The following is a 23,633-nucleotide window of genomic DNA, read 5'->3' on the forward strand; positions in this document are numbered from 1 at the left end:
TCCCTGCCGGACACCTAAATCAGGGTCACTCCCGAAAAATGCTGAAAGCGGCGGCTTAATCGTCTCAATCGCTTCCTGTGGGTGGAATTATGCAATATCACCCCACTATGCAATGCCAGTACAAAACAGCTAGAAGCAGCGGATGACCCAGAATTCCCGGACAGAAGAATCGCTCGCCGAACTGAACCAGCCAAGCCTCTGGTCCGGCGTCAACGCCTATCGTTCCGATCCGTTGATCGTCGATCTCACCTCCGGCCTGTCGCGCAATCTGAGGGACGAGTACGACCAGCTCGGCCGTTACGTTACCTCGCATGAGGCGCAGGAGCTGGCGCGCATGGCCAATCAGGGCGTGCCGCAGCTGCATACCCACGGCCCGCGCGGCGAGCGTCTGGATCAGGTGGAATTCCATCCCGCCTGGCATGCGCTGATGCGCCGTTCCATGTCATCAGGCCTGCATTCCAGCGTCTGGGAAAATTCCCCTGATACGCGCGGCAATGAGCACAAGGCGCGCGCCACGAAATTCTACCTGACTTCGCAGCTGGAGGCAGGCCACCTCTGCCCGCTGACCATGACGAGCGCCTCGGTTGCCGCCATCATGGCTTCGCCGCGTGTGCAGAAGGAATGGGCGCCGAAAATCCTGTCGCGCAAGTATGATTCCTCGCAGAAGCCGGCCCTGCAGAAAACCGCCGTGACCGTCGGCATGGGCATGACGGAAAAGCAGGGCGGTACGGACGTGCGCGCCAACCGCACCACGGCCGAGCGCGTGGGCGAGGGCATCTATCGCCTGTCCGGCCACAAATGGTTCCTGTCCGCGCCGATGAGCGACGGTTTCGTCATGCTCGCCCAGATGGGCGACGGCATGGGCTGCTTCCTCGTGCCGCGTTATCTCGAAGACGGTTCCAAGAACGGCCTGCATTTCCAGCGCCTGAAGGACAAGCTCGGCAACCGCTCCAATGCGTCGGCCGAAGTCGAATTCACCGATGCTTTCGGTTATCTGCTCGGCGATCCCGGCAGCGGCATCCGCACCATTCTCGACATGGTGACGCTGACGCGGCTTGATTGCGCGCTGGCGTCTGCGGGCATGATGCGAGCTTCCCTTGCCGAAGCCGTGCATTACGCTCGCGGTCGTTCGGTTTTCGGAAAAATGCTGGTCAGCCAGCCGATCATGACGCGTGTTCTTGCCGACATGGCGCTGGATGTGGCGGCTGCAACGGCACTCTCCTTCCGGCTGGCAACGGCCTTCGATGCCGCCCGCAACAATCCGGCAGAAGCCGCTTATGCCCGCGTCATGACGCCCATCGTCAAATACTGGTGCTGCAAGATTGCGCCCGCCCTCATCTATGAGGCCATGGAATGCCTTGGCGGCAACGGTTACGTGGAAGAGCGGCCGATTGCCCGCCACTATCGCGAAGCGCCCGTCAACGCCATCTGGGAAGGGTCCGGCAACGTCATGGCGCTGGATGTGCTGCGGGTTCTCCAGCGCGGCAAGGACCTGTTCGATCTCGTCTTCCAGACGCTGGAACGCGATCTTGGACCTGCCGGCAAGAAGACTACCGACGTGCTGCGCGCCGCAATCGCACTTGCCGAACGCGACGAAGGAGCGGCCCGCCTGCTGGTGGAGCAGTTCGCGCTTGCGGCCGCTGCCGCCGAGCTTTGCCGCCTGGGCGCTGGCAAGATCGCCGATGCCTTCCTCGAAACCCGTCTCGCGGGTGGCTGGCGGCACACTTACGGCATGCTCGATTCCCGCTTCGATCCGACTTATATAATCGATTTATTGTATCCGCCCGCATCCTGACCGATAAAGGGTGGAGGGCCATTGTTGCAGTCCCTGTGGGAGGGGTATCGGATTTGAGAAAATGCGTTGGCGTGGGGAGTATTCCTGTCTTTCAGACGGCTGGCGCGTGTTCGCGCACGGAGATGGAGGGCGCTCGCAAATGCTGACCTTCCGCTCGGCCCGCCCTGAAGATGAAGACGCGCTTTACGCCATAAGCCTTGCCACCGGCGATGCCGGGCAGGACGCCACCCCGCTCTATAATGACGGTCGCATGGTGGGGCACATATACTCCGTGCCCTATCTTCGTCTCTGGCCCGATGCTGTTTTCGTAGCGGAGGACGAGGAGGGTGTCTGTGGCTACATCGCCGGCGCGCTCGATACGGCTTCGCACGAGGAACGGCTGGAGCAGGAATGGTGGCCCCATCTGCGCGCCCTTTATCCCGATCCCGGCGGCGACCAGCAGATATGGGATGCCGACCAGCGCCGCGCCCATTTCATCCATCATCCGCGCCACACGCCTTCCTGGCTTACTGATCCCTTTCCGGCCCATATCCACATGAACCTGCTGCCGCGCACGCAGGGCAAGGGCGGCGGCACCCGGCTTCTGTCCCGCTGGCTCGATATGGCGAGACAGAACAACGTCTACGGCATCCACCTCGGTGCCAGCGAACGCAACCATGCCGGCATGCGGTTCTGGGAAACCCGCGGGTTCAAACGTCTCGACAGCCACGAAACGCCGGGCAGCGTGTGGTTCGGTATGGCACTGGAATAAGCGGCCGATTCCATGGGACGTGGGTTCTCGATTGTTGACGTCAAAAACCCTTCATCCACAGGAACCTTCTCCTCATCCATCCCACCACATTGTCCTTCCCTTCATGCTTTGTTAACCCCTGTAGTCAGGCCTTTCAGAAAACGGGTAGGGAATCATGCTGGCGACCGCAGAGGCGATTTCAGCCGACAGACCGGAAAAGCGCATCAAAGATCGCGCCCAGACCGAGAAGGCGATTTTTAATGCGGCGCGGTCGCTGCTTGCCGAAGAAGGGTTTCAGGGGTTCGGCATCAATGCCGTCGCCCGCCGCGCCGGTTGCGATAAGCAGCTCATCTACCGTTATTTCGGCGGCCTCGATGGCCTGATCGAGGCGATCGGCGAGGATCTCGGCTCCTGGGTGAAGGATCGTATTCCGGAAGACACCGGCGGCATGTTCCTTCTGACCTACGGCGATCTCATGGAAAAGCTGGCGCTTTATTTCATGGATGCGCTGCGTAGCGACCCGCTCGTCTGCAAGATCATCGCCTGGGAAGTCTCGGATGGCTCGCCGCAGGTCCGCCAGCTGGCCGAAGCCCGTGCAAAGTCGCTGGGCAAATGGTTGGAGCGCATGCGCGGCTCGCTTGCTGCTCCAAAGGGTGTGGATACCGCCGCCGTCAATGCCGTGCTGTTCGCCGCCATTCAGCACCTCGTCATTTCCGCCGCCACCAGCGGTCAGTTCGCCGGCGTGCCACTCAAATCCGATAAGGACTGGGATAAGATCACCACTGCCGTCAAAAGGTTAGTGCGCGGCGTTTATGGCTGATTGAAGTCGCTGCGACGGGTGGAAACACCCAAGGCAGGCGCGACGTTTACGAAAAATCAGCTATGTTTTCACCGGGCGCGCAACCGCCCGGTGCTTCCGTCCGTTCACGGGTCACATTCTTTTCCACATGTCGACCGCCCGTCGTTAACCATAATGACAGCTTTCATTTGCCTCGCCATGACGGTGGGTCCAGTGTGGGTTAATGAAATGTTAACCATGCGCAATGACTGCGCATAAGGGAGCCGCAAGTGAACCGCTGGACAGCCTTGGGCGTCATGATGACGTTTTTTGCTATGCTGCCGTTGGATATTGACGCGCCAGCGCTGAACCTTTGCCTGATGGCTGCGGTGCGCTGGGCGGTGCTTGCCGGCATTCCCGATACGTTTTTTGTGCGGGGGCAGACGGCATGAAGTGGTTTTTGATCCTCTGGGCCGGTCCCGTCGCGCTTCTGGGCAGCTGGTACTGGCTGTCCTACTACGACATGAGCTTCGGCTTCTACATGCTGACGCGTCAGACCCATGACCTGGTGTTCGAGATTTATGGCAATATTCTCGGCGTGCCGCCGGAAAGCCTGCCGCCGATGGTGGCGCGCGCCATAGCGGTCGATAGTGTGATCGTTTTTGCGATCCTCGCATACCGCAAGAGAAAGCAGATCGCCGCCTGGTGGCAGGGCCGTCAGTCGGCCGCGCGGGTCAGCGCGGAAAGCCTGTCCAGCGCACCCTGAAGAATGAAGCTCGCGGCGGCCGAATCGATGCGTTCGGCTCGCTTGGCGCGAGAGACGTCCATTTCCAGAAGCGCGCGCTCTGCCGCGACGGTTGAAAGCCGCTCATCCCAGAAGATAAAGGGCAGGGCGGTTTTTTCGCCCATGGTGCGCACGAAGGCGCGAGTCGCCTGCGCGCGTGGTCCGGCTGATCCATCCATATTTATCGGCAGGCCGATGACGAAGGCGGCAACCTTTTCCTTTTCGGCAAATGCCAGCAGCACCTGCGCATCCTGCGTGAATTTCACCCGCTTGAGGACGGGACGCGGCGTTGCGAAACGACGTGAGAGGTCCGACATGGCAAGCCCGATGGTCTTCGTGCCGAGGTCGAGGCCGGCAATCGCCTGTGCGGGCTGCAGCATCTGCGCCAGTTCCTCGATGGTGAGTGTCGCCATGTCGCGTGCTGCCTTTATCTTTTGCGGACGAATTCGGTGCGCAGCACCAGACCCTTGACCGCATCATGCCTGCAATCGATCTCTTCGGGATTGTCGGTCAGGCGGATCGACTTGATGACGGTGCCCTGCTTGATGACCGTGCTGGTGCCCTTGACCTTCAAGTCCTTGATCAGAGTTACGGAATCGCCGTCTTCAAGCACATTGCCGGCGGCATCGCGCACTTCCTTTGCACGGGCTGCCTCGGCGGCCAGTTCGGAAGCCGGCCGCCATTCGCCGCTCGCTTCGTCGTACACGTAATCGTCATTATCCGCGGCCATTGTCGCCTCTCTGAAATATCGGTAGTGCGGTTGTTCAGGCCGTCCTATGTCATAATATACCGGCAATACAAAGGAGAACTTCCCATGAAAATCACCTGGCTCGGCCATTCCGCCTTCCGTCTTGAAAACGGAAACGCGAAAATCCTCATCGATCCGTTCTTCACCGGTAATCCCGGTTTTGCCGGGCAGGATGTGAAGTCGGCGGCCGAAGGCATCACTCATATTCTCCTGACCCACGGCCATGGCGACCATGTCGGCGATACAGTCCAGCTTGCCCGCGAAACGGGTGCCACGGTGCTGGCCAATGCCGATCTTGCCGCCTGGCTTTCCGCAAAGGGTGTCGCCAAGGTCGATATGGGCAATACCGGCGGGACCGTACATTTCGACGGTTTTTCCGTCACCTTCACCAATGCGCTGCACTCCTCGGCCCAGATCACCGAAGACGGCGTCTCCCATTCGCTCGGTAACGCCAATGGCCTGATGCTGCATTTTGAGGATGGCCCGGCCGTCTATCACATGGGTGATACCGACATCTTCTCCGACATGAAGCTCATCAACGAACTGCACCAGCCGGATATCGGCCTTGTCCCGATTGGTGATCGCTTCACCATGGGCGGTGCCGTGGCGGCGCTCGCCTGCCAGCGCTTCTTCAAGTTCCAGAATGTCATTCCCTGCCATTACGGTTCCTTCCCGATCATCGACCAGACGCCGGACAAGTTCGTGGCCGGCATGGAAGGCTCGGAAGCGCGTGTCCACACGCCGAAGACGGGCGATACGCTCTCCTTCTAACGCTCCACCAGAGCATGTCGTTACCGCAAAACCGCTTCGCAGTTTGACGCGACATGCTTTCTACCGTTGCGAAGGACGGACATGGTGATTATAGCGGGTAGGAAAATTCCTACCGGAGTAAAACCATGTCCGTCGATCTCGCCACCGTAAAGCGCGTTGCGCGCCTTGCCCGTATCGCTGTCAGCGAAGAAGAAGCACAGAATATGCTCGGCCAGCTGAACGGCATACTCGGTTTCGTGGAGCAGCTTTCGGAAGTGAATGTCGATGGCGTCGAGCCGATGACATCGGTGACCCCGGTGGACATGAAAAAACGCGCCGACGTGGTGACCGACGGCAACAAGGCGGAAGACATTGTCGCCAATGCGCCCGCGACCGACCGGGACTTCTTCATGGTCCCGAAAGTGGTCGAATAATCCGACCGCCGTTTGCCGCCTGATTTTTCCGAGATTTTCGAAAGCCGTTGCCGACTATGACCGACCTGACGAGCCTGACCATTGCCGAAGCCCGCGAAAAGCTGAAGGCGAAAGAATTCTCAGCCCTCGAGCTGACCGACGCCTATCTCTCCGCCATCGATGCGGCCAACGGCGCGCTGAACGCCTATGTTGCGCTGACGCCTGAAAAGGCGCGCGACATGGCAAAAGCCTCCGACGAACGCATCAAAGCCGGTAAAGCCGGCGAGCTGGAAGGCGTTCCACTCGGCGTGAAGGACCTTTTCGCCACCCGCGACGTGCACACACAGGCGTGTTCGCATGTTCTCGACGGCTTCAAGCCGAAATACGAATCCACCGTCACCCAGAACCTCTGGGATCAGGGCGCCGTCATGCTCGGCAAGCTCAACATGGACGAATTCGCCATGGGCTCGTCCAATGAAAGCTCCTGGTACGGCCCTGCGATCAATCCGTGGCGCGCCAATGGTTCCGAACAGAAGCTCGTGCCCGGCGGCTCCTCCGGCGGTTCGGCGGCAGCCGTTGCTGCGCATCTCTGCGCAGGCGCCACCGCGACCGACACCGGCGGCTCCATCCGCCAGCCGGCGGCCTTCACCGGCACCGTCGGCATCAAGCCCACCTATGGCCGCTGCTCGCGCTTCGGCATCGTCGCTTATGCTTCCTCGCTTGATCAGGCAGGCCCGATCGCCCGTGACGTGCGTGATGCCGCGATCCTGTTGAAGTCCATGGCAAGCGTTGACGCCAAGGATACGACCTCCGTCGACCTGCCGGTGCCGGATTATGAAAAGGCCATCGGCCAGTCGCTGAAGGGCCTGAAGATCGGCATCCCGAAGGAATACCGCGTCGACGGCATGCCGGAAGAGATCGAAAAGCTTTGGGCCAAGGGCGTCGAGTGGCTGCGCGATGCGGGCGCCGAAGTGGTCGATATCTCGCTGCCGCACACCAAATACGCACTGCCCGCTTACTACATCGTCGCGCCCGCGGAAGCTTCTTCCAACCTCGCCCGTTATGACGGCGTGCGTTACGGCCTGCGTGTTGACGGCAAGGACATTGCCGACATGTACGAAAAGAGCCGTGCGGCCGGTTTCGGCAAGGAAGTGCAGCGCCGTATCATGGTTGGCACCTATGTGCTGTCGGCCGGTTATTACGATGCCTATTACTTGAAGGCGCAGAAGGTACGCACGCTGATCAAGCGCGACTTCGAAAACGTCTTCCACGAAGGCGTTGACGCGATCCTGGCCCCCATCACCCCGTCTTCCGCCTTCGCAGTCGGCGATGAGGAACTCGCTTCCGATCCGGTGAAGATGTATCTTCAGGACGTTTTCACCATCACCGTCAACATGGCCGGTCTCCCGGGCCTCTCGGTTCCGGCCGGTCTCGACGGCAAGGGCTTGCCGCTCGGCCTGCAGCTCATCGGCAAGCCTTTTGAGGAAGAAACCCTGTTCAAGACGGCCCATGCCATCGAACAGGCCGCCGGCAAGTTCACCCCCGCCAAGTGGTGGTAAGCGGCTCGGCAAAAGGTTTAAAGACATGGACGGGCGGCATCGAATGCCGCCCGTCCTGTTTTATCTGTTGTCGAGTTCACCCCGCACCAGTTCCAGCCCGCGCGTGGTGATGCGATAAGGCTTGCCGCCGGAAGAGGCTATCGCTCTCTTCTGTTTCAGCTTGCGGAAGGTGAGGAGATCGAGGCCACCGAAAATCCAGCCGTCGCGTGTGTAAAGCGCGATTTTTTCGATTTTGCGGGTATCGTCTCTCGTGAGTTCAATTTTGCCGCCCTGGGCGAGCAGGTGAAGAATGCGCTGTTCGGCGCGGGAAATGTCCATTTTTGGGAAGTCCGGTCAGCGTCACATGGACGCGTGAAAACAAACCCGGGTGCCGTTGGGGCAGCCGGCTCGGTTTCATCTGGCCCGGCGCGCAAGAAACTTGCGGGCAGGGCCGTTACCGGGACTCCGATTGAGCGAACATAAAAACTCCGTTCTTGCTCCCTTTGGTTAGCGGGTGGAATTTGCTCGGTCAAGTCTGGTGGAGGTGGGGAAAACCACACTGGCCGAATCGCGCCACCGGTGTTTTACTTTCCACGGCCAAGGAGGGCGCGGCTTGATCGTCATTCGCAATGCGCATGAGCAGGAAGCGGAGGCCTTAGCGGCCATTGGCCTCAGGGCATGGCGACAGGCAACTACGGCGCTTGGCATCACGCCGACGCTCTACGACAATGCGGCCAGCGCCTTTTCCAATTTCACCCGCTCGTCATGGCTGGCCATCCGGGTTGCGGAATTCGGTGGCTCAGTCGCCGGATGGGCGGCGCGGGAGCATTTCGACGAGACGATTTCCGATTTCTGGATCGATCCGGATTTTCATCGCAGGGGGGTCGGTAGCCGCCTGTTGGGCGACGTCGAAAGGCTGATAGAGGAAAAGGGTTTCGATGCCATCCGGCTTGAAACCCACGCCCAGAACGAACCGGCCGTCGCCTTCTTCCGCCACCATGGCTATAGCGTCCGATGGCTCTCCGTTTCCTATGCGCCGAAGCTTGACCGCGACGTGCAATCGGTGGGCCTGCAGAAGCAGTTGGCCGAGGTGGAGAGTGACCTTTATGGGCCTGTGTTTTGAAGCAGGGTCTTCAGGGCGCCCGCAAGCCGCATCGGCCAGTCCGGCATGATGGCGAGGGACGCGACAAGGCCTGCCTGCAATATCACAATGGACAGCAATATGCTGCGGAACGGTTCCTTGCGTGTCTTATGCCGTAGCAGCCGTTGCGCCGAAATAGCCCCCATGCTGCCGCCCACGAAGGCAAGCGATAACAGCGTGCTTTCCCGAATGCGCCATTCGCCATTCTTCGCCGCTTCCTTGTCCCACCAATAGACAAGAAAGACGAAAAGATTGAAGGCGATATAGGTCATGAAATAGAGAGCGATCGTCACCATGACGTGAATTGAAACCGGAAAGCGTAAAAAACGCGTATCCGGCATCGGTGAAAATTCCGGGCCAGGCGTGACAGGGTGCAAGATGTCTTGCGCCCGCGCTGCATTTGTTCTACCCACCAAGGCCAAAGAACCCGTATATCGTGAGCTTCAGATGACCCTTGTAGACGTGCGCACCCCCGACCCGAAACGCTTCATTCCCGGCGCCACCGGCGATTGGGAAATCGTGATCGGACTGGAAGTCCATGCGCAGGTTCTCTCCAATTCCAAGCTGTTTTCCGGTGCCTCCACTACCTTCGGCAATGCGCCGAATTCCAACGTGTCGCTTGTCGATGCCGCCATGCCCGGCATGCTGCCCGTCATCAACGAGGAATGCGTGAAGCAGGCGGTGCGCACCGGTCTCGGCCTGAAAGCGAAGATCAACAATCGCTCGATCTTCGACCGCAAGAACTACTTCTATCCGGATTTGCCGCAGGGCTACCAGATTTCGCAGTTCAAGGATCCGATCGTCGGTGAAGGCATCATCACCATTTCGCTGGGACCAGACCGTCAAGGCAATTTCGAGGATATCGAGATCGGCATCGAGCGCCTGCATCTGGAGCAGGACGCCGGCAAGTCCATGCACGACCAGCACCCGACCATGTCCTTCGTGGACCTCAACCGTTCGGGCGTGGCGCTGATGGAAATCGTCTCCAAGCCGGACATGCGCTCCTCGGATGAGGCCAAGGGTTACCTCACCAAGCTGCGCTCCATCGTGCGTTACCTGGGCACCTGCGACGGCAACATGGACGAAGGCTCTATGCGCGCCGACGTCAACGTCTCCGTGCGCCGTCCGGGTGAGGGTTTCGGCACGCGCTGCGAAATCAAGAACGTCAACTCCATCCGTTTCGTCGGTCAGGCCATCGAATATGAGGCGCGCCGTCAGATCGCCATTCTGGAGGATGGTGGCGTGATCGATCAGGAAACCCGCCTGTTCGATCCCGGCAAGGGCGAGACGCGGTCCATGCGCTCCAAGGAAGACGCGCATGATTACCGTTATTTCCCCGATCCTGATCTACTGCCGCTGGAATTCGACGATGCCTTCGTCGAGGCGCTGAAGGTCGATCTGCCCGAACTTCCTGATGACAAGAAGGCCCGTTTCGTGGCCGATCTCGGCCTGTCGGTCTATGACGCCTCGATCCTCGTATCGGAAAAGGCGATTGCCGATTATTACGAAGCGGTTGCTGCCGGTCGCGATGCGAAGGCCGCCGCCAACTGGGTCATCAACGATCTGCTCGGCGCGCTCAACAAGTTCGGCAAGGATATCGAGACCACGCCGGTTTCGCCGGAACAGCTCGGCGGTATCATCGATCTCATCAAGGCCGAGACCATTTCTGGCAAGATCGCTAAGGACCTGTTCGAGATCGTCTGGAACGAAGGCGGCAATCCGGCTGAGATCGTTGAGGTCCGCGGCATGAAGCAGGTGACGGATACCGGCGCCATCGAAAAGGCCGTGGATGATATCATCGCCGCGAACCCGGATCAGGTCGAGAAGGTCAAGGCGAAGCCGACGCTTGCAGGCTGGTTCGTCGGTCAGGTCATGAAGGCGACGGGCGGCAAGGCCAACCCGCAGGCCGTGCAGGCGCTGGTCAAGGCCAAGCTCGGCATCGAGGACGAGTAAGCCGCAGTGCTTCCTCCCATAGGAGGCACTGAGGTTGAACTCTCTCCTTCGTCATCCTCGGGCCTGTCCCGAGGATCTAACGAACCACAAGATAAACGTGCTCAGATCCTCGGGACAAGCCCGAGGATGACCTTGAGCGTTAGAGATTCGACACCACTTCTGCCGGGATAATACCCGGCATTTTTGTTTCAAGACGGAGCCCCATCATGTTTTTCATCCGCACGGCAGGTCTGCGAGATATCGAGCCGGTACGCACCCTGCTCGCCACGACATGGCACGCCACCTATGACGCGATCTACGGCGCGGACAAGGTGAACGAGCTGATTGCAGCCTGGCATTCGCCGCAGGCGATGAAGGACCGGGTTGAGAAAAAGGGCGGCGAATTTCTGGTGGCCGATGACGGCAAGCGGATTGGCGGCATGGCCTATGGCTCCATGTCCACCAAGATGGCGAAGACCGCCCTGCTGCACCAGCTCTATGTGGCGCCCGATCTTCAGCGGCAGGGTGTGGGCCGCGATCTCTTTGCCGAACTCGAAACCTGCTTTCCGGATGCGGAAATCATGCGTCTCGAGGTGGAGCCTAAAAATACTGTCGCAATTGCCTTTTATGAAGGCGTCGGATTTGTCGAGGTGGACCGAATCGAGCGCATGGCTGGCATCGAGGGGCTACCCGGCATCGTTATGGAAAAGAGCCTGAAACGATGAATGCGACAATGCAGACGCTGATTATACGCACGGCGCGCGAAGACGATCTCCCGGCGCTTGCCGCCATCTTTGCCGCCGACGAGATCGGCGGCCACGGCGATACGGCCGACGAATCGGCACAGCCGGACTATCTCGCCGCCTTCCGGGCGATCGAGGCGTCACCCAGCGAAACGCTTTACGTGGCGGAGCTGGATGGCGAGGTGGTCGGCACCTTCCAGACCGCGATCCTGACCAAGCTGGTCGGGCGAGGGGCGAAGTCGATGGTGATCGAAGCGGTGCAGACACGCGCCGACATGCGTGGTCGTGGCATCGGTGCGGTGATGATCAACCATTGCCTGGAAGAAGCCCGCCGTCAGGGGCTGAACGCCGCGCAGCTCACCTCCAACATGGCCCGGTTGGACGCGCATCGCTTCTACGAGCGGCTGGGTTTCGAGAAGCGGCATCTAGGCTTCAGGATGAAGCTGAAATAGCGCGGATATATCTCGAAATGCTGGACAATTGCCGTGAGGGGCGGCATAAGCATGTCTTGTGCCGTGCACGGAAAATCGCTGCGGCGCATTCAAGCCCGAGGAACGCATAATGAAGACTCTCCTGACGCAAATCTTCACCTGGTGGAATGGCCAGACGATCGGAACGCGGTTTCACACCTGGCGTTTCGGCAAGAAGGTAGGACAGGACGAGTTGGGCAACACCTATTATGAAGGCGGCACCACCTCCTGGGGCATGCCGCGTCGCTGGGTGATCTACAACGGTTACGCGGAAGCGTCGGCCATTCCGCCGGGCTGGCATGGCTGGATGCATTACCGCACCGACGTACCGCCGAGCCAGGAAAGCTACGCGGCTCGCGAATGGCAGAAGCCTCACCAGCCCAACCACACGGGCACGTCCAAGGCCTATCGCCCGCAGGGATCGCTGGCAGTGGCTGGCGAGCGCCCGCGCGTGACCGGCGACTACGACGCCTGGACCCCCGGCAACTAAGCATCTTGTGATGCGCGGTGTTGTGCAAAACGCCGCGCTTGTATCCGGCCTCACCGGTTTTTGCCACATTCCGCCCTTAGGCGTTGATCCGGTCGGCGTCTCGACACAGGCAAATATTTGGAGACATATCGTATGAGGAAAATCACGCGGGATCGTTCTTTGCGTGCGCTGACAGTCTCGCTGTTTGCAGCGGTCTCTGCTGTCCTCATCGTGTCACCCGTCTCCGCCGCCCGTCTGGAAAACCGCGTCGCGGTGTTTTCCGGCATCGACAAGATCACCGGCCGCATCACCTCCTTCGACGTTTATATCGACGAGACGGTGCAGTTTGGCGCACTTCAGGTGACGCCCAAGGTCTGTTATTCCCGCGACCAGACGGAAACCCAGAAGATCGACGCCTTTGTCGAGGTCGATGAAATAACACTCGACCGCAAGATCAAGCGGATTTTCACCGGCTGGATGTTTGCCGATAGCCCCGGCCTCAACGCCGTGGAACACCCGATCTATGACGTGTGGCTGACGGGTTGCAAGCAGGACTCCGACGTTCCGGCTCCCTCTACGGCAAGTAAATAACCTAACGTAAAGATTAGAATTGCAGGCTCGGCCGGTTGACGGCGAGATCGAGCATTCTGGCATAGTCCAGCTTCGGCACATCTATCGCGCCGAATGTCTTCAGATGCTCTGTGGTGAATTGCGTGTCGAGCAGCACGAAACCGCTCGCCCTCAACCGTTCGACCAGATGCACGAGGCAAATCTTCGATGCATTGGTGCGGCGAGAAAACATGCTTTCGCCGAAGAAGGCTGCCCCCAGCGAGACACCGTAGAGCCCGCCGACAAGCTCATCACCCTCCCATGCCTCGACACTGTGGGCATGACCGATCTGGTGCAGTTCGGTATAAAGCCGGCGGATGGTGGCATTGATCCAGGTGCTGGGCCGGTCCGGCGCTTCCGCCGCACAGCCCGCCATGACAGCTTCGAAAGCGGTGTTGAAGCGTATCTCGAACGGCTTCTTGCGCATCGCCTTGGCGAGGCTTTTGGAAACATGGAAATCATCGAGCGGAATAATACCGCGTATTTCCGGCTCGACCCAGAAAAGTTCGGGATCGTCAGCCGAATCGGCCATGGGAAACAGGCCGGCGGAATAGGCGCGCAGCAGAATATCGACCGTTATGCCGTTATTTCTGCTGCGCCGCCCAGCCATATCGTCTTAGTGAGACGCGTCACCGGCCAGGTATTTTTCCAGCCAGTGAATATCGTAATCGCCCTTCAGAATATCCTCGTTCTGGAGGAGGTCCTGGAAAAGCGGCAGCGTGGTCTTGATGCCATCGACGACAAACTCGTCCAGCGCCCGACGCAGACGGCGAATGCACTCGTCACGGTCGCGGCCGTGAACGATCAGCTTGCCGATCATGCTGTCGTAATAGGGTGGGATCTTGTAGCCCTGATAGGCGCCCGAATCGACGCGCACGCCAAGACCGCCCGGCGTATGGAAATAGGTCAGCGTGCCCGGCGAGGGAACGAAGGTGCGCGGGTCCTCGGCATTGATACGGCATTCAATGGCATGGCCATGGAATTCGATATCCGCCTGCGTGACCGACAGGCCCTGGCCGGAAGCGACCCTGATCTGTTCCTGCACGAGATCCATGCCGGTGATGGCTTCCGTCACCGGATGCTCCACCTGAAGACGGGTGTTCATTTCGATGAAATAGAACTCGCCGTTTTCATACAGGAACTCGATGGTGCCGGCGCCGCGATATTTCAGCTTGCGCATGGCATCGGCGCAAATTTCGCCGATCTTCATGCGCTGTTCGACCGTAAGTGCCGGCGAATTGGCTTCTTCCAGCACCTTCTGGTGACGGCGCTGAAGCGAGCAATCGCGTTCGCCCAGGTGAACGGCATTGCCTTCGCCATCGCCGAACACCTGCACTTCGATGTGGCGCGGCTTGCCGAGGTATTTTTCCATGTAGACGGCGTCGTTGCCGAAGGCTGCCGCCGCCTCGGAACGAGCAGTCGCAACCGCTTCTTCCAGGTCGGCTTCGGTCTTCGCCACCTTCATGCCGCGACCACCGCCGCCTGCCGTCGCCTTGATGAGGACCGGGAAGCCGATCGTCCGGGCGATCTCAAGAGCATTTTCAGGCTTCACTTCGCCATCGGAGCCGGGAACCACGGGAATGCCGAGTTCCTGCGCCGTCTGCTTGGCGGTGATCTTGTCGCCCATGATGCGGATATGTTCGGCGGTCGGCCCGATGAAGGTGATGCCATGCGCGTCAAGAATATCGGCAAATTTGGCGTTTTCCGACAGGAAGCCGTAACCGGGGTGAACGGCGTCTGCACCGGTTATTTCGCAGGCCGCAACGATCTGGTGGATGTTGAGGTAGCTGTCACGCGAGGGCGGCGGGCCGATGCAGACACTTTCGTCGGCAAGGCGCACATGCATGGCGTCGGCGTCGGCCGTGGAGTGCACGGCCACCGTCGGAATGCCAAGCTCCTTGGCGGCGCGCAGAACGCGCAGCGCAATCTCGCCGCGGTTGGCTATGAGGATCTTCGAAACCATGCTGAACCGCCTTTATTCGATGACCACGAGAGCTTCACCATACTCCACGGGCTGCGCGTCGTTGACGATGATTTCCACGATCTTGCCGGACTTGGGGGCCGGAATCTGGTTCATGGTCTTCATGGCCTCGACGATGAGGATGGTCTGGCCTTCCTTGACGGTCGCGCCCACTTCGATGAAGGGGCGTGCGCCCGGGGCAGGCGAGAGATAGACCGTGCCGACCATCGGCGAAGATACGGTGTTGGCCGGGTTGCGGGCCGGTGCTGCAGGTGCGGCCGGGGCAGCAACTGCCGCCACGGCAGCAGGTGCCGCTGCTGCCGGTGCGGGCGCATAAGCGGCGGGTGCTGCGGCATAGACCGTGGCGGGAACGGGAGCCGCGCGGGAAACGCGGATACGTAGGTCTTCCTGCTCCACTTCGATTTCCGAAAGGTCGGTATCATTGAGGATATTCGCGAGTTCGCGGATCAGTTCCTTGTCGATACCCTGTTTCTTTTCAGACATGACAAACCCTATTCTTTGTTTCTTTTTATGCCGTGATGTTCTTCAGCGCATGAAGCGCCATGACGTATCCATATGGTCCGAAACCGCAGATCATGCCCTTGGCGGCGGGCGAGACCATTGATTTGTGGCGGAATTCTTCCCGTGCATGGATATTGGAGATGTGCACTTCCACGACCGGAGTCGAAATTGCGCGAATGGCGTCGTGCAGGGCGATGGAGGTGTGGCTGTAAGCGCCGGGGTTGATGACGACACCCGCCGCCCGCTCGCCGGCCTCATGCAGCCAGTCCACAAGCACGCCCTCGTGGTTGGATTGGCGAAATTCCACCGAAAAACCGAGATCGGCTCCGGCGGTCACACAATCGTTTTCTATGTCTTTCAGCGTTTTGCCACCGTAGATACCCGGTTCCCGTTTTCCCAGCATGTTGAGATTGGGGCCGTTGATGACGATGATGATATTGCTCATTCGCGTTTCCATAAGAAAATCAGCGACACCTATAGACTGCGCAGCCTTCAAGGAAAAGCCCCTGCAAGCCCTAAACCGCAGGGGCTGCCCCTTATCTCACAGGCAATAAAGGCCTTTCGTCTGAATCACGAGCAGGTGGCTTTACCGCAGCTGCGCATATTGGCGATTTTTTCCTTCAGCGGGTCCGCACCGACAGCACCGAAAACCGCCTCGTCGCCAACGATATAGGAGGGCGTTCCGGTGATGCCGAGGCTGGTTGCAAGCTTGTAGGTCTCCTGCACCTGCGCGTCATTGGGGTTTTCCGCCATCGATTTGCGGATATCGGCTTCCTTGAGGCCCAGCGAGGTTGCGACTTCCATGGCGCTGTCCTCATTGGCCCGTCCACGGCCGCCAAGCAGTGTGCGCTGGAATTCGGCATATTTGGCAGGCGCCAAAAGCTTCACGGCGTTGGAGACGCGGTGTGCGGCAACCGATTCCGGCCCGAGGATCGGAAACTCCTTGAGGACGACGCGGACCTTCTTGTCGCCCTTCAGGATATTGTCCATGTCACCCATGGCGCGTTTGCAATAACCGCAATTATAGTCGAAAAACTCGACCAGTGTGACGTCGGCGTCGGGATTGCCGAGCGCCATGTCGTATTTCGATTCGAAGATGGCCTTCTTGTTGTCGGCAACCGCTTCCGCGGCCTTGGCGTTGCGCGAGGCATATTGCTTGCGTTCAAGCGCATCCTGAACCTCGAGCATGATTTCCGGGTTCTCGATCAGATACTGCTTGATGAACTCGCCCATTTCCTTCTTCTGCTGCTCATCGAGCGCATGCGCGGGCAGGGAGGCGAATACCGTCGAAAGGGCCGTCACGCTGGCGAGAAGGGTGGAACGGAGAAAATGCGCCATATCGGTCCTCATTCTGTTCGGCCGCAGCCTCTTGAAATCTTATGAAGGCAATTACCTTACTTTAAGCCAAATGCCATACGGCAAAAATACTTGTCCGCATTATGATCGCATGATTGTGAAGATTGTGATTCTGCGGCAAGTCTCTGAAATATGGTTCAGGAAAGAGCATGCCCTTGATTACGATGTCGAAGCGGAGCGCAGTCGAACCCTTTCACGCCATGGACATCCTGGCGGAAGCGAACAGGCGCAGGCAGGCGGGACGCCCCGTCATTTCCATGGCGGTCGGCCAGCCTTCCCACCCCGCACCGAAAGCCTCGCTGGCAGCGGCTGAGGCCGCGCTGAAACACGGGCGCATCGGATATACCGACGCGCTCGGCCTCCGCGAATTGCGCGAGGCGATCGCCGGCCATTACCGGCTGCGCCATCAGGTCGCCATCGATCCGGCCCGCATCGCCGTCACCACCGGTTCGTCAGCCGCCTTCAATCTTGCCTTCCTCAGCCTGTTCGATGCCGGCGACCATGTTGCCATCGCAAGGCCCGGTTACCCGGCCTATCGCAATATCCTGAAAGCGCTCGGCCTTAATGTCGTGGAAGTGCCGGTCACGGCCGAAACCGGCTATACGCTGACACCGGCAAGTCTCGAACGCGCGGAAACGAAAGCCGGCTGCAAGCTGAAGGGCGTGCTTCTGGCAAGCCCGGCCAATCCGACCGGCACGGTGACCGGCCGCGAGGCGCTGAAGCGGCTGGCGAGCTATTGCGAAAGCCGCGACATGGCCTTCATTTCCGACGAAATCTATCACGGCCTGACCTTTGTCGGCGAGGAAACGAGCGCGCTCGAAATCACCGACAATGCTGTCGTCATCAATTCTTTCTCCAAATATTATTGCATGACCGGCTGGCGCATCGGCTGGATGGTGCTGCCCGAAAATCTCGTCCGTCCGGTCGAGTGCCTGGCCCAGAGCCTTTATATCTCCCCGCCCGAACTCTCGCAGCTTGCGGCGACCGCGGCCTTTTCGGCAGCGGAGGAGCTCGATGTTTACCGGGAAAGCTATCGCACCAACCGCGATTTCCTGATGGCGCGCCTGCCGGAAATCGGCCTGCCGCTCGCATCCCCGATGGATGGGGCTTTTTACGCCTATGTCGATACCAGCCGTTTTTCCAATGACAGCATGGATTTCGCCAAGCGCATGCTGGCGGAAATCGACGTGGCGGCGACGCCGGGCATGGATTTCGATCCCGAGGAGGGCCACAGGGCGCTGCGCATTTCCTATGCGGGTTCGGTATCGGATATTGCCGAGGCGGTGGGACGTATTGCCGGATGGCTGAAATAAGCCACTGGACTGGCTTGGTTCACATGGGATCAGGCGGGTGCGCAGCTGAAGGTGCTGTTAAACGCCTTTTCGCCCTTTGCGGTGAAGGTCAGCACGCGACCGTTTCCGCGCCGCAGCCAGTCGCGCTGCTGCATGGCTTCCAGCAGCGAGGCGCCAAGCCCGCCGCCGAGGTGGTGGCGGCGTTCGCTCCAGTCCAGACAATGCAGGCAAACCGGGCGGCGGGCCTTTTCCAGCGGCGAAAGGTCGATGCCGAAGCTCGAGAAGAAATCGCGCCCGTCATCCGTCAGCGCTGGATCGTCACCTGATGTCACCAGTCCCTTGGCGATAATGGCGGCAAGCAGCGCCACACCGCTTTCCCCGGCCAGATGGTCGTAACAGATGCGCGCTTCACGCAGCGCCTTGTCCTTCGGCCCGGTGCGGACGCGGACCGCGCCCGTGCGTTGTGCAAGCCCCATCAAGGCTTCCAGAACATGCGCCACATCTTCGCCGGAGAGACGAAAATAACGATGCCGGCCCTGTTTCTCAGCCTTCAGCAATTGTGCCTCTGAGAGCTTGGCAAGATGCCCGCTGGCAGTCTGCAGGGTCACGCCGGCGGCCTCTGCAAGCTCGCTCGCCGTCAGCGCACGCCCATCCATCAGCGCCGTCAATATGTTGGCGCGGGCAGGGTCACCGATCAGGGCGGCGACATTGGCGATAAGAGGTCCATCCTTCATACTTCGACAATAACCGAAGTATTGATGTGGAGCAATGGTGTAAAAGGGAGAGATAGAGCACAAGGAGATCAACGATGTTGACCTGTTTCATCCGCTACGAAATCGACCCTTTCAAGGTCGATACCTTCGATCGATATGCCCGCAACTGGGGCGAGGCGATCCCGCGCTGCGGGGCTGATCTCATCGGTTATTACGCGCCAAAGGAGGGATCGAGCACGATTGCCTATGGTGTCTACAACATTGAAAATCTCGCCGCTTACGAAGCCTATAGGGCGCGGCTTGCCGCCGACCCGGCGGGGCGGGAAAATTATGAATTCGCCCGCCGTGAACAATTCATCCGCCGCGAGGACCGGCTGTTCCTGCGCCCTGCCTCCACTCCGGGTACGGGAGGCGGGCAATGATCGCCGTCATCTTCGAGGTCTGGCCGGCTGAGGGCGAAAAACAGCATTATCTCGATATAGCTGCCGGCCTGCGGGCCGAACTCGAAACCATCGATGGTTTCCTGTCCGTCGAGCGGTTTCAGAGCATCAGCAATCCGGAAAAGATGCTCTCTCTGTCCTTCTTCCGGGATGAAGAGGCGGTGAGGGCGTGGCGCAACACCCTGCCGCATCGCACAGCGCAAACCCTTGGCCGAGCCGGCGTCTTTTCCGACTATCGGTTGCGTATTGCGCATGTGATCCGCGATTATGGCCTGCAGGAACGGCAGGAAGCACCAGCCGACAGCTGGAGCGCCCATCCGGCAGGGGGCCGCGGCTTGGGCTGAGATTTCCAAAATCAGTTTTTCTGTATGCCGCTGCAAGGCTTTCTGGTTCGAACTCGTCTTTGAAACTCGTTATAGATGGGTCAATGTGGTGCGGGACCACCCGTCGGACTGGACATGGAGAAAAGCGATGTCGGCAGAAAAAGTGGCTATTGTAACGGCAGGCGGCAGCGGTATGGGCGCGGCTGTGGCGAAACGCCTGGCGGCGGATGGTTACAGGCTCGCGATCCTGTCCTCTTCCGGCAAGGGGGAGGCACTGGCGAAGGAGTTGGGCGGCATCGGTGTCACCGGCTCCAACCAGTCCAATGACGATCTCCAGCGGTTGACGGACCTGGCGCTCGAGAAATTCGGCCGCATCGACGTGCTGGTGAACAGCGCAGGCCACGGCCCACGCGCCTCCATTCTCGATATTACCGACGAACAATGGCACACCGGTCTCGATGTTTACCTGATGAACGTCATTCGCCCGACGCGGATCATCGCGCCCATCATGGTGAAGCAGAAGGCCGGTGCGATCGTCAACATCTCAACGGCCTGGGCTTTCGAACCCAGCGCCATGTTCCCGACATCGGCGGTGTTCCGCGCCGGTCTTGCCTCCTACACCAAGATTTTCGCCGATACCTATGCGGCCGACAATGTGCGTATGAACAATGTCCTGCCCGGCTGGATCGACAGCCTGCCAGCCACGGAGGAGCGCCGCGACAGCGTGCCGATGCTGCGCTATGGCAAGAGCGAAGAAATCGCCGCCACCGTGGCATTTCTCGCGTCTGAAGGGGCAGGGTATATTACCGGGCAGAATATCCGGGTCGATGGCGGGCTGACACGGTCTGTCTGACGGGCGGTTATTTCGACACTCTTTCCTGTGACATCGTCTGGCGCTCTAGCATCGACAAAACAAAACGCCCGCAACGATGTTGCGGGCGTTTTTCATTCAGTGCCGCTTCTCTCAGAAGAAGCCTTTGCGCTGCCACCAGCCACCCTTGCGCGGCTTCGGCTCATCGCCGTCGGGGTTGTTCGCGGGCGAACCGGAAGAGGTGACGACTGGTTCCGAACTGGAGACATTGCTGCCCCGGTTCGCGCGGGTCTTTTCTTCCGTCGCAGGAGCGTCCGCTTCCGGTGACAGATCGGCCGAGGCTTCAGCGACCTCTTCGATGGCGACATCGACAACAGTCGCTTCAACGACGGCTGGCTCGATGACTACCCGCTCGACCGTTTCGACGGTTTCAGCCTTCGGCGCCTCTTCGGTTTCGGTCTTGGTTTTCGCCTTGCGGGTGCGGCGGGGCTTCTTCGGGGCTTCTTCGGCCACGACGTCGGCAACCACGCCTTCCACCACTTCGGCGGCGGTGGCGGTTTCTTCCGTTACGGGCGCTGCGGCGGAAACCTCTTCGCCTTCCGCGCCTTCACCTTCCGTCTCGCCATCGGTGCCTGCAGCATCGAGAGCATCGTCACGGTTACGGCGGCCGCCACGCTTGCCGCGACGGCGGCGTTTGCGCTTGCCGTCTTCGTCGGCGTTTGCAGCTTCATTCGCACCGTTTTCGTCGGCATCTGCGCCGGCCTCATCGGTTTCGACGCCATCGTCGTCGCCTTCGGCATCGTCGTCTTCCGCGTCATTGCCGGACTGGCCATCGAGCGCACCATTCTGCTCGTTCTGGCCACCCTTGCCACGACGGCGGCGGCGACGCTTGCGCTTGCGCTTGCCGTCCTCGCCATTGTCGCCCTGCGGCTGCTGGCGTGGTTGGGTGCTCTCGGCCTTGACGATTTCTTCCTCGTCTTCGTCCTCTTCCACCTCGATGACGATATCGTCTTCTTCTTCGACGAAGTTCGGCAGCATCTGGATGAGGCTTTCGATCTTCACCGGATTTTCGACGGCTTCGCCGCGATCGATGGCGAAATGCTGCGCCCCGACGCTGGAATCGGCGGCGATGATGATCGCCACGCCGAAGCGGCCTTCATAATCAACGATCGAGCCGCGCTTGTGGTTGAGCAGGTAAAGCGCCGTTTCCGGCGTGCAGCGCACGGTGATGTTGTGGGTGGTGTTGCGCAGCAGATATTCCTCGACGCCGCGCAGTACATGCAGCGCGATGGAGGATTCCGAACGCACATGGCCCGTGCCGCCGCAATGCTGGCAGACCTGTGTGGTCGATTCCAGCACCGAAGCGCGGATACGCTGGCGCGACATTTCCAGAAGGCCGAAATGCGAGATACGGCCGACCTGGATGCGCGCGCGGTCGTTCTTCAGGCAATCCTTGAGCTTTTTCTCGACAGAGCGGTTGTTGCGCTTTTCTTCCATGTCGATGAAGTCGATGACGACAAGACCGGCAAGGTCGCGCAGACGCAGCTGGCGCGCCACTTCTTCCGCAGCCTCTAGGTTGGTCGTCAGCGCGGTTTCCTCGATGGAATGCTCGCGGGTCGAACGACCGGAGTTGACGTCGATCGAAACCAGCGCTTCCGTCTGGTTGATGATGAGGTAGCCGCCCGACTTCAGCGTGACCTGCGGCTGCAGCATCCGGTCGAGCTGGGCTTCAATGCCGGAGCGCGAGAAGATCGGGTGAATGTCGCGGTAAGGCTGAACCACCTTAGCGTGGCTCGGCATCAGCATCTTCATGAAGTCTTTCGCTTCACGATAGCCTTCCTCGCCGGAAACGATGATCTCGCCGATATCCTTGTTATAAAGGTCGCGGATCGAGCGCTTGATCAGCGAGCCTTCCTCGTAAACGAGGCAAGGAGCTGTGGAGTTCAGCGTCAGCGAGCGGACGTTTTCCCACAGGCGCATCAGATATTCGAAGTCGCGCTTGATCTCGACGCGGGTGCGGTTGGCGCCTGCGGTACGCAGAATGACGCCCATGCCCTGCGGAACCTCCAGATCGCGCGCGATTTCCTTCAGGCGCTTGCGGTCGGTCGGCTGGGTGATCTTGCGAGAAATGCCGCCGCCACGCGCCGTATTCGGCATCAGCACGGAATAACGGCCGGCAAGCGACAGATAGGTGGTGAGTGCGGCACCCTTGTTGCCACGTTCTTCCTTGGCAACCTGCACCAGAAGAATCTGGCGGCGCTTGATCACTTCCTGGATGCGATACTGCTTGCGCGGCTTGCGGGCGACGCGATCGGGAACTTCTTCCATGGCGTCTTCGGCGCCAACGGATTCGATCACTTCCTTTTCGTGATGATCGTCATCATCGTCGTCGTCATCATCGTCATTACCGCGACGAAGACCTTCGACTTCTTCGGAAATCGTATCGGTATCGACCATTGCGGCCATTTCGCCGCCGGTGCTGCCGTCGTCTTCGGAGGATGCCTCGGCTGCGATTTCTTCAGCTGTCTTCTTCTTGGCGCGGGGGCGGCGAACGCGCTTCTTCGGCTTTTCTTCCTCAGCGGGCGCTTCTTCCGCGACGGTCTCGACAGCCGTTTCCTCAGAAACCGCTTCCACGACGGGTGCAGCTTCTTCCGTGACAACGGCCTCAGTGGTTTCGCTTGCGGAAACAATGCCGACATCCGGCTGATCCACCTGCGACAGGTCGATCATCGGCGCGCCGGGCTCGGGCGCATCGGCCGATTCGAAATCGTCGCTGCGGCGATGATCCTCGGCTTCCGCCTTCAAGAGGGCCTGACGGTCAGCAAGCGGAATCTGGTAATAATCCGGATGGATTTCCGCAAAGGCGAGAAAGCCGTGGCGATTTCCACCGTAGTCAACGAAGGCCGCCTGAAGGGAAGGCTCAACGCGCGTAACCTTGGCAAGGTAAATATTGCCGCGGATCTGTTTCTTGTGTTCCGATTCAAAATCGAATTCTTCGATCCGGTTCCCACGGACAACGACTACGCGTGTCTCCTCTTCGTGGGAGGCGTCGATAAGCATTTTGTCTGCCATGTAAGCTGTGCTCCTCGGCGCAGCCTTGTTTTATACGAGAACAGGCCCGCCACATGGACGAGCCTTTCATATGAGTGCAAGGATGTGCCGGAAATGAAGTCTCCAGCCGGGCCTCTGTAAACTGGCAGCATCCGGACCGACGGCGAGGCGCTTGGCCTGCTCCTGGTATCCGGTTCATGTGAAAACTGCTGCGACATCATTGGCCAGGCGGAACGACAATAATATATAGACCCCTTGGGGTCCG

Annotated in this window: 29 protein-coding genes; 18 read left to right on the forward strand and 11 right to left on the reverse strand. The window is 59.8% G+C overall.

What is annotated here, in order from left to right; translation table 11 throughout:
• Positions 1–142 precede the first annotated feature (142 nt).
• The 5 genes from CFBP5499_RS05730 (at position 143) to CFBP5499_RS05745 (ending at position 4,069) form a co-directional block, all read left to right on the forward strand.
• The gene (locus CFBP5499_RS05730) at positions 143–1,795 is read left to right on the forward strand and encodes an acyl-CoA dehydrogenase family protein (protein WP_080825249.1); all 1,653 of its coding nucleotides are present in this window, start codon (positions 143–145) and stop codon (positions 1,793–1,795) included.
• Positions 1,796–1,934: 139 nt separating this feature from the next.
• Positions 1,935–2,546, forward strand: a complete 612-nt coding sequence (locus CFBP5499_RS05735; RefSeq protein ID WP_080825248.1) for a GNAT family N-acetyltransferase — start codon at positions 1,935–1,937, stop codon at positions 2,544–2,546.
• Positions 2,547–2,700: 154 nt separating this feature from the next.
• Positions 2,701–3,345: a TetR/AcrR family transcriptional regulator gene (locus tag CFBP5499_RS05740; protein WP_080825247.1), complete on the forward strand. Its 645-nt coding sequence runs from the start codon at positions 2,701–2,703 to the stop codon at positions 3,343–3,345.
• Between the two features lie 248 nt (positions 3,346–3,593).
• Complete coding sequence (locus tag CFBP5499_RS29925; protein ID WP_158523269.1) at positions 3,594–3,755, forward strand: hypothetical protein; 162 nt, start codon at positions 3,594–3,596, stop codon at positions 3,753–3,755.
• Complete coding sequence (locus tag CFBP5499_RS05745; protein WP_080825246.1) at positions 3,752–4,069, forward strand: DUF6105 family protein; 318 nt, start codon at positions 3,752–3,754, stop codon at positions 4,067–4,069. The genes CFBP5499_RS29925 and CFBP5499_RS05745 overlap by 4 nt, the downstream gene beginning before the upstream one ends.
• On the opposite strand, the gene ruvX is transcribed toward CFBP5499_RS05745, so the two are convergent.
• The gene (gene ruvX / locus CFBP5499_RS05750; protein ID WP_080825245.1) at positions 4,021–4,500 is read right to left on the reverse strand and encodes a Holliday junction resolvase RuvX; all 480 of its coding nucleotides are present in this window, start codon (positions 4,498–4,500) and stop codon (positions 4,021–4,023) included. The two genes, CFBP5499_RS05745 and ruvX, sit on opposite strands and share 49 nt — an antisense overlap.
• A 14-nt stretch (positions 4,501–4,514) precedes the next feature.
• A complete protein-coding gene (locus CFBP5499_RS29930) occupies positions 4,515–4,817 on the reverse strand; it encodes an alkylphosphonate utilization protein (RefSeq protein WP_167305589.1) in 303 nt (100 codons plus the stop codon).
• 84 nt (positions 4,818–4,901) lie between these two features.
• Here CFBP5499_RS29930 and CFBP5499_RS29935 point away from each other — a divergent pair, with 84 nt between their 5' ends.
• From CFBP5499_RS29935 to gatA, 3 genes are all read left to right on the forward strand, one after another.
• A complete protein-coding gene (locus CFBP5499_RS29935) occupies positions 4,902–5,606 on the forward strand; it encodes a metal-dependent hydrolase (protein WP_175416632.1) in 705 nt (234 codons plus the stop codon).
• A gap of 125 nt (positions 5,607–5,731) precedes the next feature.
• Entirely contained in the window at positions 5,732–6,019 is a 288-nt protein-coding gene (gatC, locus tag CFBP5499_RS05760) for an Asp-tRNA(Asn)/Glu-tRNA(Gln) amidotransferase subunit GatC (RefSeq protein ID WP_003521472.1), read from the forward strand.
• A 56-nt stretch (positions 6,020–6,075) separates the two neighbouring features.
• A complete protein-coding gene (gene gatA, locus CFBP5499_RS05765) occupies positions 6,076–7,557 on the forward strand; it encodes an Asp-tRNA(Asn)/Glu-tRNA(Gln) amidotransferase subunit GatA (protein WP_080825243.1) in 1,482 nt (493 codons plus the stop codon).
• A 60-nt stretch (positions 7,558–7,617) separates the two neighbouring features.
• Here the strand turns inward: gatA and CFBP5499_RS05770 are convergent, their stop codons facing one another.
• Positions 7,618–7,875, reverse strand: a complete 258-nt coding sequence (locus tag CFBP5499_RS05770) for a YjhX family toxin (protein WP_080825242.1) — start codon at positions 7,873–7,875, stop codon at positions 7,618–7,620.
• A gap of 274 nt (positions 7,876–8,149) precedes the next feature.
• Here CFBP5499_RS05770 and CFBP5499_RS05775 point away from each other — a divergent pair, with 274 nt between their 5' ends.
• Positions 8,150–8,659, forward strand: a complete 510-nt coding sequence (locus CFBP5499_RS05775; RefSeq protein WP_080825241.1) for a GNAT family N-acetyltransferase — start codon at positions 8,150–8,152, stop codon at positions 8,657–8,659.
• Here the strand turns inward: CFBP5499_RS05775 and CFBP5499_RS05780 are convergent.
• Positions 8,641–8,973 (reverse strand): DUF1294 domain-containing protein, encoded by a 333-nt coding sequence (locus CFBP5499_RS05780; RefSeq protein WP_175416765.1) that lies wholly within the window; start codon positions 8,971–8,973, stop codon positions 8,641–8,643. The genes CFBP5499_RS05775 and CFBP5499_RS05780 overlap by 19 nt on opposite strands.
• A 151-nt stretch (positions 8,974–9,124) precedes the next feature.
• Between CFBP5499_RS05780 and gatB the strand changes: the two genes are divergently transcribed.
• From gatB to CFBP5499_RS05805, 5 genes are all read left to right on the forward strand, one after another.
• Positions 9,125–10,630, forward strand: coding sequence for an Asp-tRNA(Asn)/Glu-tRNA(Gln) amidotransferase subunit GatB (gene gatB, locus CFBP5499_RS05785; RefSeq protein WP_080827359.1), 1,506 nt, complete (start codon positions 9,125–9,127; stop codon positions 10,628–10,630).
• 206 nt (positions 10,631–10,836) lie between these two features.
• A complete protein-coding gene (locus CFBP5499_RS05790; protein WP_080825239.1) occupies positions 10,837–11,334 on the forward strand; it encodes a GNAT family N-acetyltransferase in 498 nt (165 codons plus the stop codon).
• Positions 11,331–11,804, forward strand: a complete 474-nt coding sequence (locus tag CFBP5499_RS05795) for a GNAT family N-acetyltransferase (RefSeq protein ID WP_080825238.1) — start codon at positions 11,331–11,333, stop codon at positions 11,802–11,804. Before CFBP5499_RS05790 ends, CFBP5499_RS05795 begins: the two co-directional genes overlap by 4 nt.
• Positions 11,805–11,913: 109 nt before the next feature.
• Entirely contained in the window at positions 11,914–12,312 is a 399-nt protein-coding gene (locus CFBP5499_RS05800) for an NADH:ubiquinone oxidoreductase subunit NDUFA12 (RefSeq protein ID WP_080825237.1), read from the forward strand.
• Positions 12,313–12,444: 132 nt separating this feature from the next.
• On the forward strand, positions 12,445–12,882 hold the full coding sequence (locus CFBP5499_RS05805; protein ID WP_080825236.1) for a DUF2155 domain-containing protein: 438 nt from the start codon (positions 12,445–12,447) through the stop codon (positions 12,880–12,882).
• 13 nt (positions 12,883–12,895) lie between these two features.
• Here CFBP5499_RS05805 and aat read toward each other — a convergent pair whose 3' ends face one another.
• The 5 genes from aat to CFBP5499_RS05830 form a co-directional block, all read right to left on the reverse strand.
• On the reverse strand, positions 12,896–13,510 hold the full coding sequence (gene aat, locus CFBP5499_RS05810) for a leucyl/phenylalanyl-tRNA--protein transferase (RefSeq protein WP_080825235.1): 615 nt from the start codon (positions 13,508–13,510) through the stop codon (positions 12,896–12,898).
• 6 nt (positions 13,511–13,516) lie between these two features.
• Complete coding sequence (accC, locus tag CFBP5499_RS05815) at positions 13,517–14,863, reverse strand: acetyl-CoA carboxylase biotin carboxylase subunit (protein ID WP_080825234.1); 1,347 nt, start codon at positions 14,861–14,863, stop codon at positions 13,517–13,519.
• Positions 14,864–14,875: 12 nt separating this feature from the next.
• Positions 14,876–15,364 (reverse strand): acetyl-CoA carboxylase biotin carboxyl carrier protein, encoded by a 489-nt coding sequence (gene accB, locus CFBP5499_RS05820; protein WP_080825233.1) that lies wholly within the window; start codon positions 15,362–15,364, stop codon positions 14,876–14,878.
• A 25-nt stretch (positions 15,365–15,389) separates the two neighbouring features.
• Positions 15,390–15,827: a type II 3-dehydroquinate dehydratase gene (gene aroQ, locus CFBP5499_RS05825; RefSeq protein ID WP_080825232.1), complete on the reverse strand. Its 438-nt coding sequence runs from the start codon at positions 15,825–15,827 to the stop codon at positions 15,390–15,392.
• A gap of 125 nt (positions 15,828–15,952) precedes the next feature.
• The gene (locus tag CFBP5499_RS05830) at positions 15,953–16,720 is read right to left on the reverse strand and encodes a DsbA family protein (protein ID WP_080825231.1); all 768 of its coding nucleotides are present in this window, start codon (positions 16,718–16,720) and stop codon (positions 15,953–15,955) included.
• A 173-nt stretch (positions 16,721–16,893) separates the two neighbouring features.
• Between CFBP5499_RS05830 and CFBP5499_RS05835 the strand changes: the two genes are divergently transcribed.
• Entirely contained in the window at positions 16,894–18,051 is a 1,158-nt protein-coding gene (locus CFBP5499_RS05835) for a pyridoxal phosphate-dependent aminotransferase (RefSeq protein WP_173986857.1), read from the forward strand.
• 29 nt (positions 18,052–18,080) lie between these two features.
• Here the strand turns inward: CFBP5499_RS05835 and CFBP5499_RS05840 are convergent, their stop codons facing one another.
• The gene (locus CFBP5499_RS05840; RefSeq protein WP_080825229.1) at positions 18,081–18,764 is read right to left on the reverse strand and encodes an ArsR/SmtB family transcription factor; all 684 of its coding nucleotides are present in this window, start codon (positions 18,762–18,764) and stop codon (positions 18,081–18,083) included.
• Between the two features lie 74 nt (positions 18,765–18,838).
• On the opposite strand from CFBP5499_RS05840, the gene CFBP5499_RS05845 reads away from it, so the two are divergent.
• The 3 genes from CFBP5499_RS05845 (at position 18,839) to CFBP5499_RS05855 (ending at position 20,359) form a co-directional block, all read left to right on the forward strand.
• The gene (locus CFBP5499_RS05845; RefSeq protein WP_080825228.1) at positions 18,839–19,165 is read left to right on the forward strand and encodes an NIPSNAP family protein; all 327 of its coding nucleotides are present in this window, start codon (positions 18,839–18,841) and stop codon (positions 19,163–19,165) included.
• Positions 19,162–19,527, forward strand: coding sequence for an antibiotic biosynthesis monooxygenase family protein (locus CFBP5499_RS05850; protein WP_080825227.1), 366 nt, complete (start codon positions 19,162–19,164; stop codon positions 19,525–19,527). Before CFBP5499_RS05845 ends, CFBP5499_RS05850 begins: the two co-directional genes overlap by 4 nt.
• 127 nt (positions 19,528–19,654) lie before the next feature.
• Positions 19,655–20,359, forward strand: a complete 705-nt coding sequence (locus tag CFBP5499_RS05855; protein ID WP_080825226.1) for an SDR family oxidoreductase — start codon at positions 19,655–19,657, stop codon at positions 20,357–20,359.
• Between the two features lie 111 nt (positions 20,360–20,470).
• On the opposite strand, the gene CFBP5499_RS05860 is transcribed toward CFBP5499_RS05855, so the two are convergent.
• The gene (locus CFBP5499_RS05860) at positions 20,471–23,389 is read right to left on the reverse strand and encodes an Rne/Rng family ribonuclease (protein WP_080825225.1); all 2,919 of its coding nucleotides are present in this window, start codon (positions 23,387–23,389) and stop codon (positions 20,471–20,473) included.
• Positions 23,390–23,633 lie beyond the last annotated feature (244 nt).

Source organism: Agrobacterium tumefaciens (assembly GCF_005221325.1).
In the GTDB taxonomy this organism is placed as follows: domain Bacteria; phylum Pseudomonadota; class Alphaproteobacteria; order Rhizobiales; family Rhizobiaceae; genus Agrobacterium.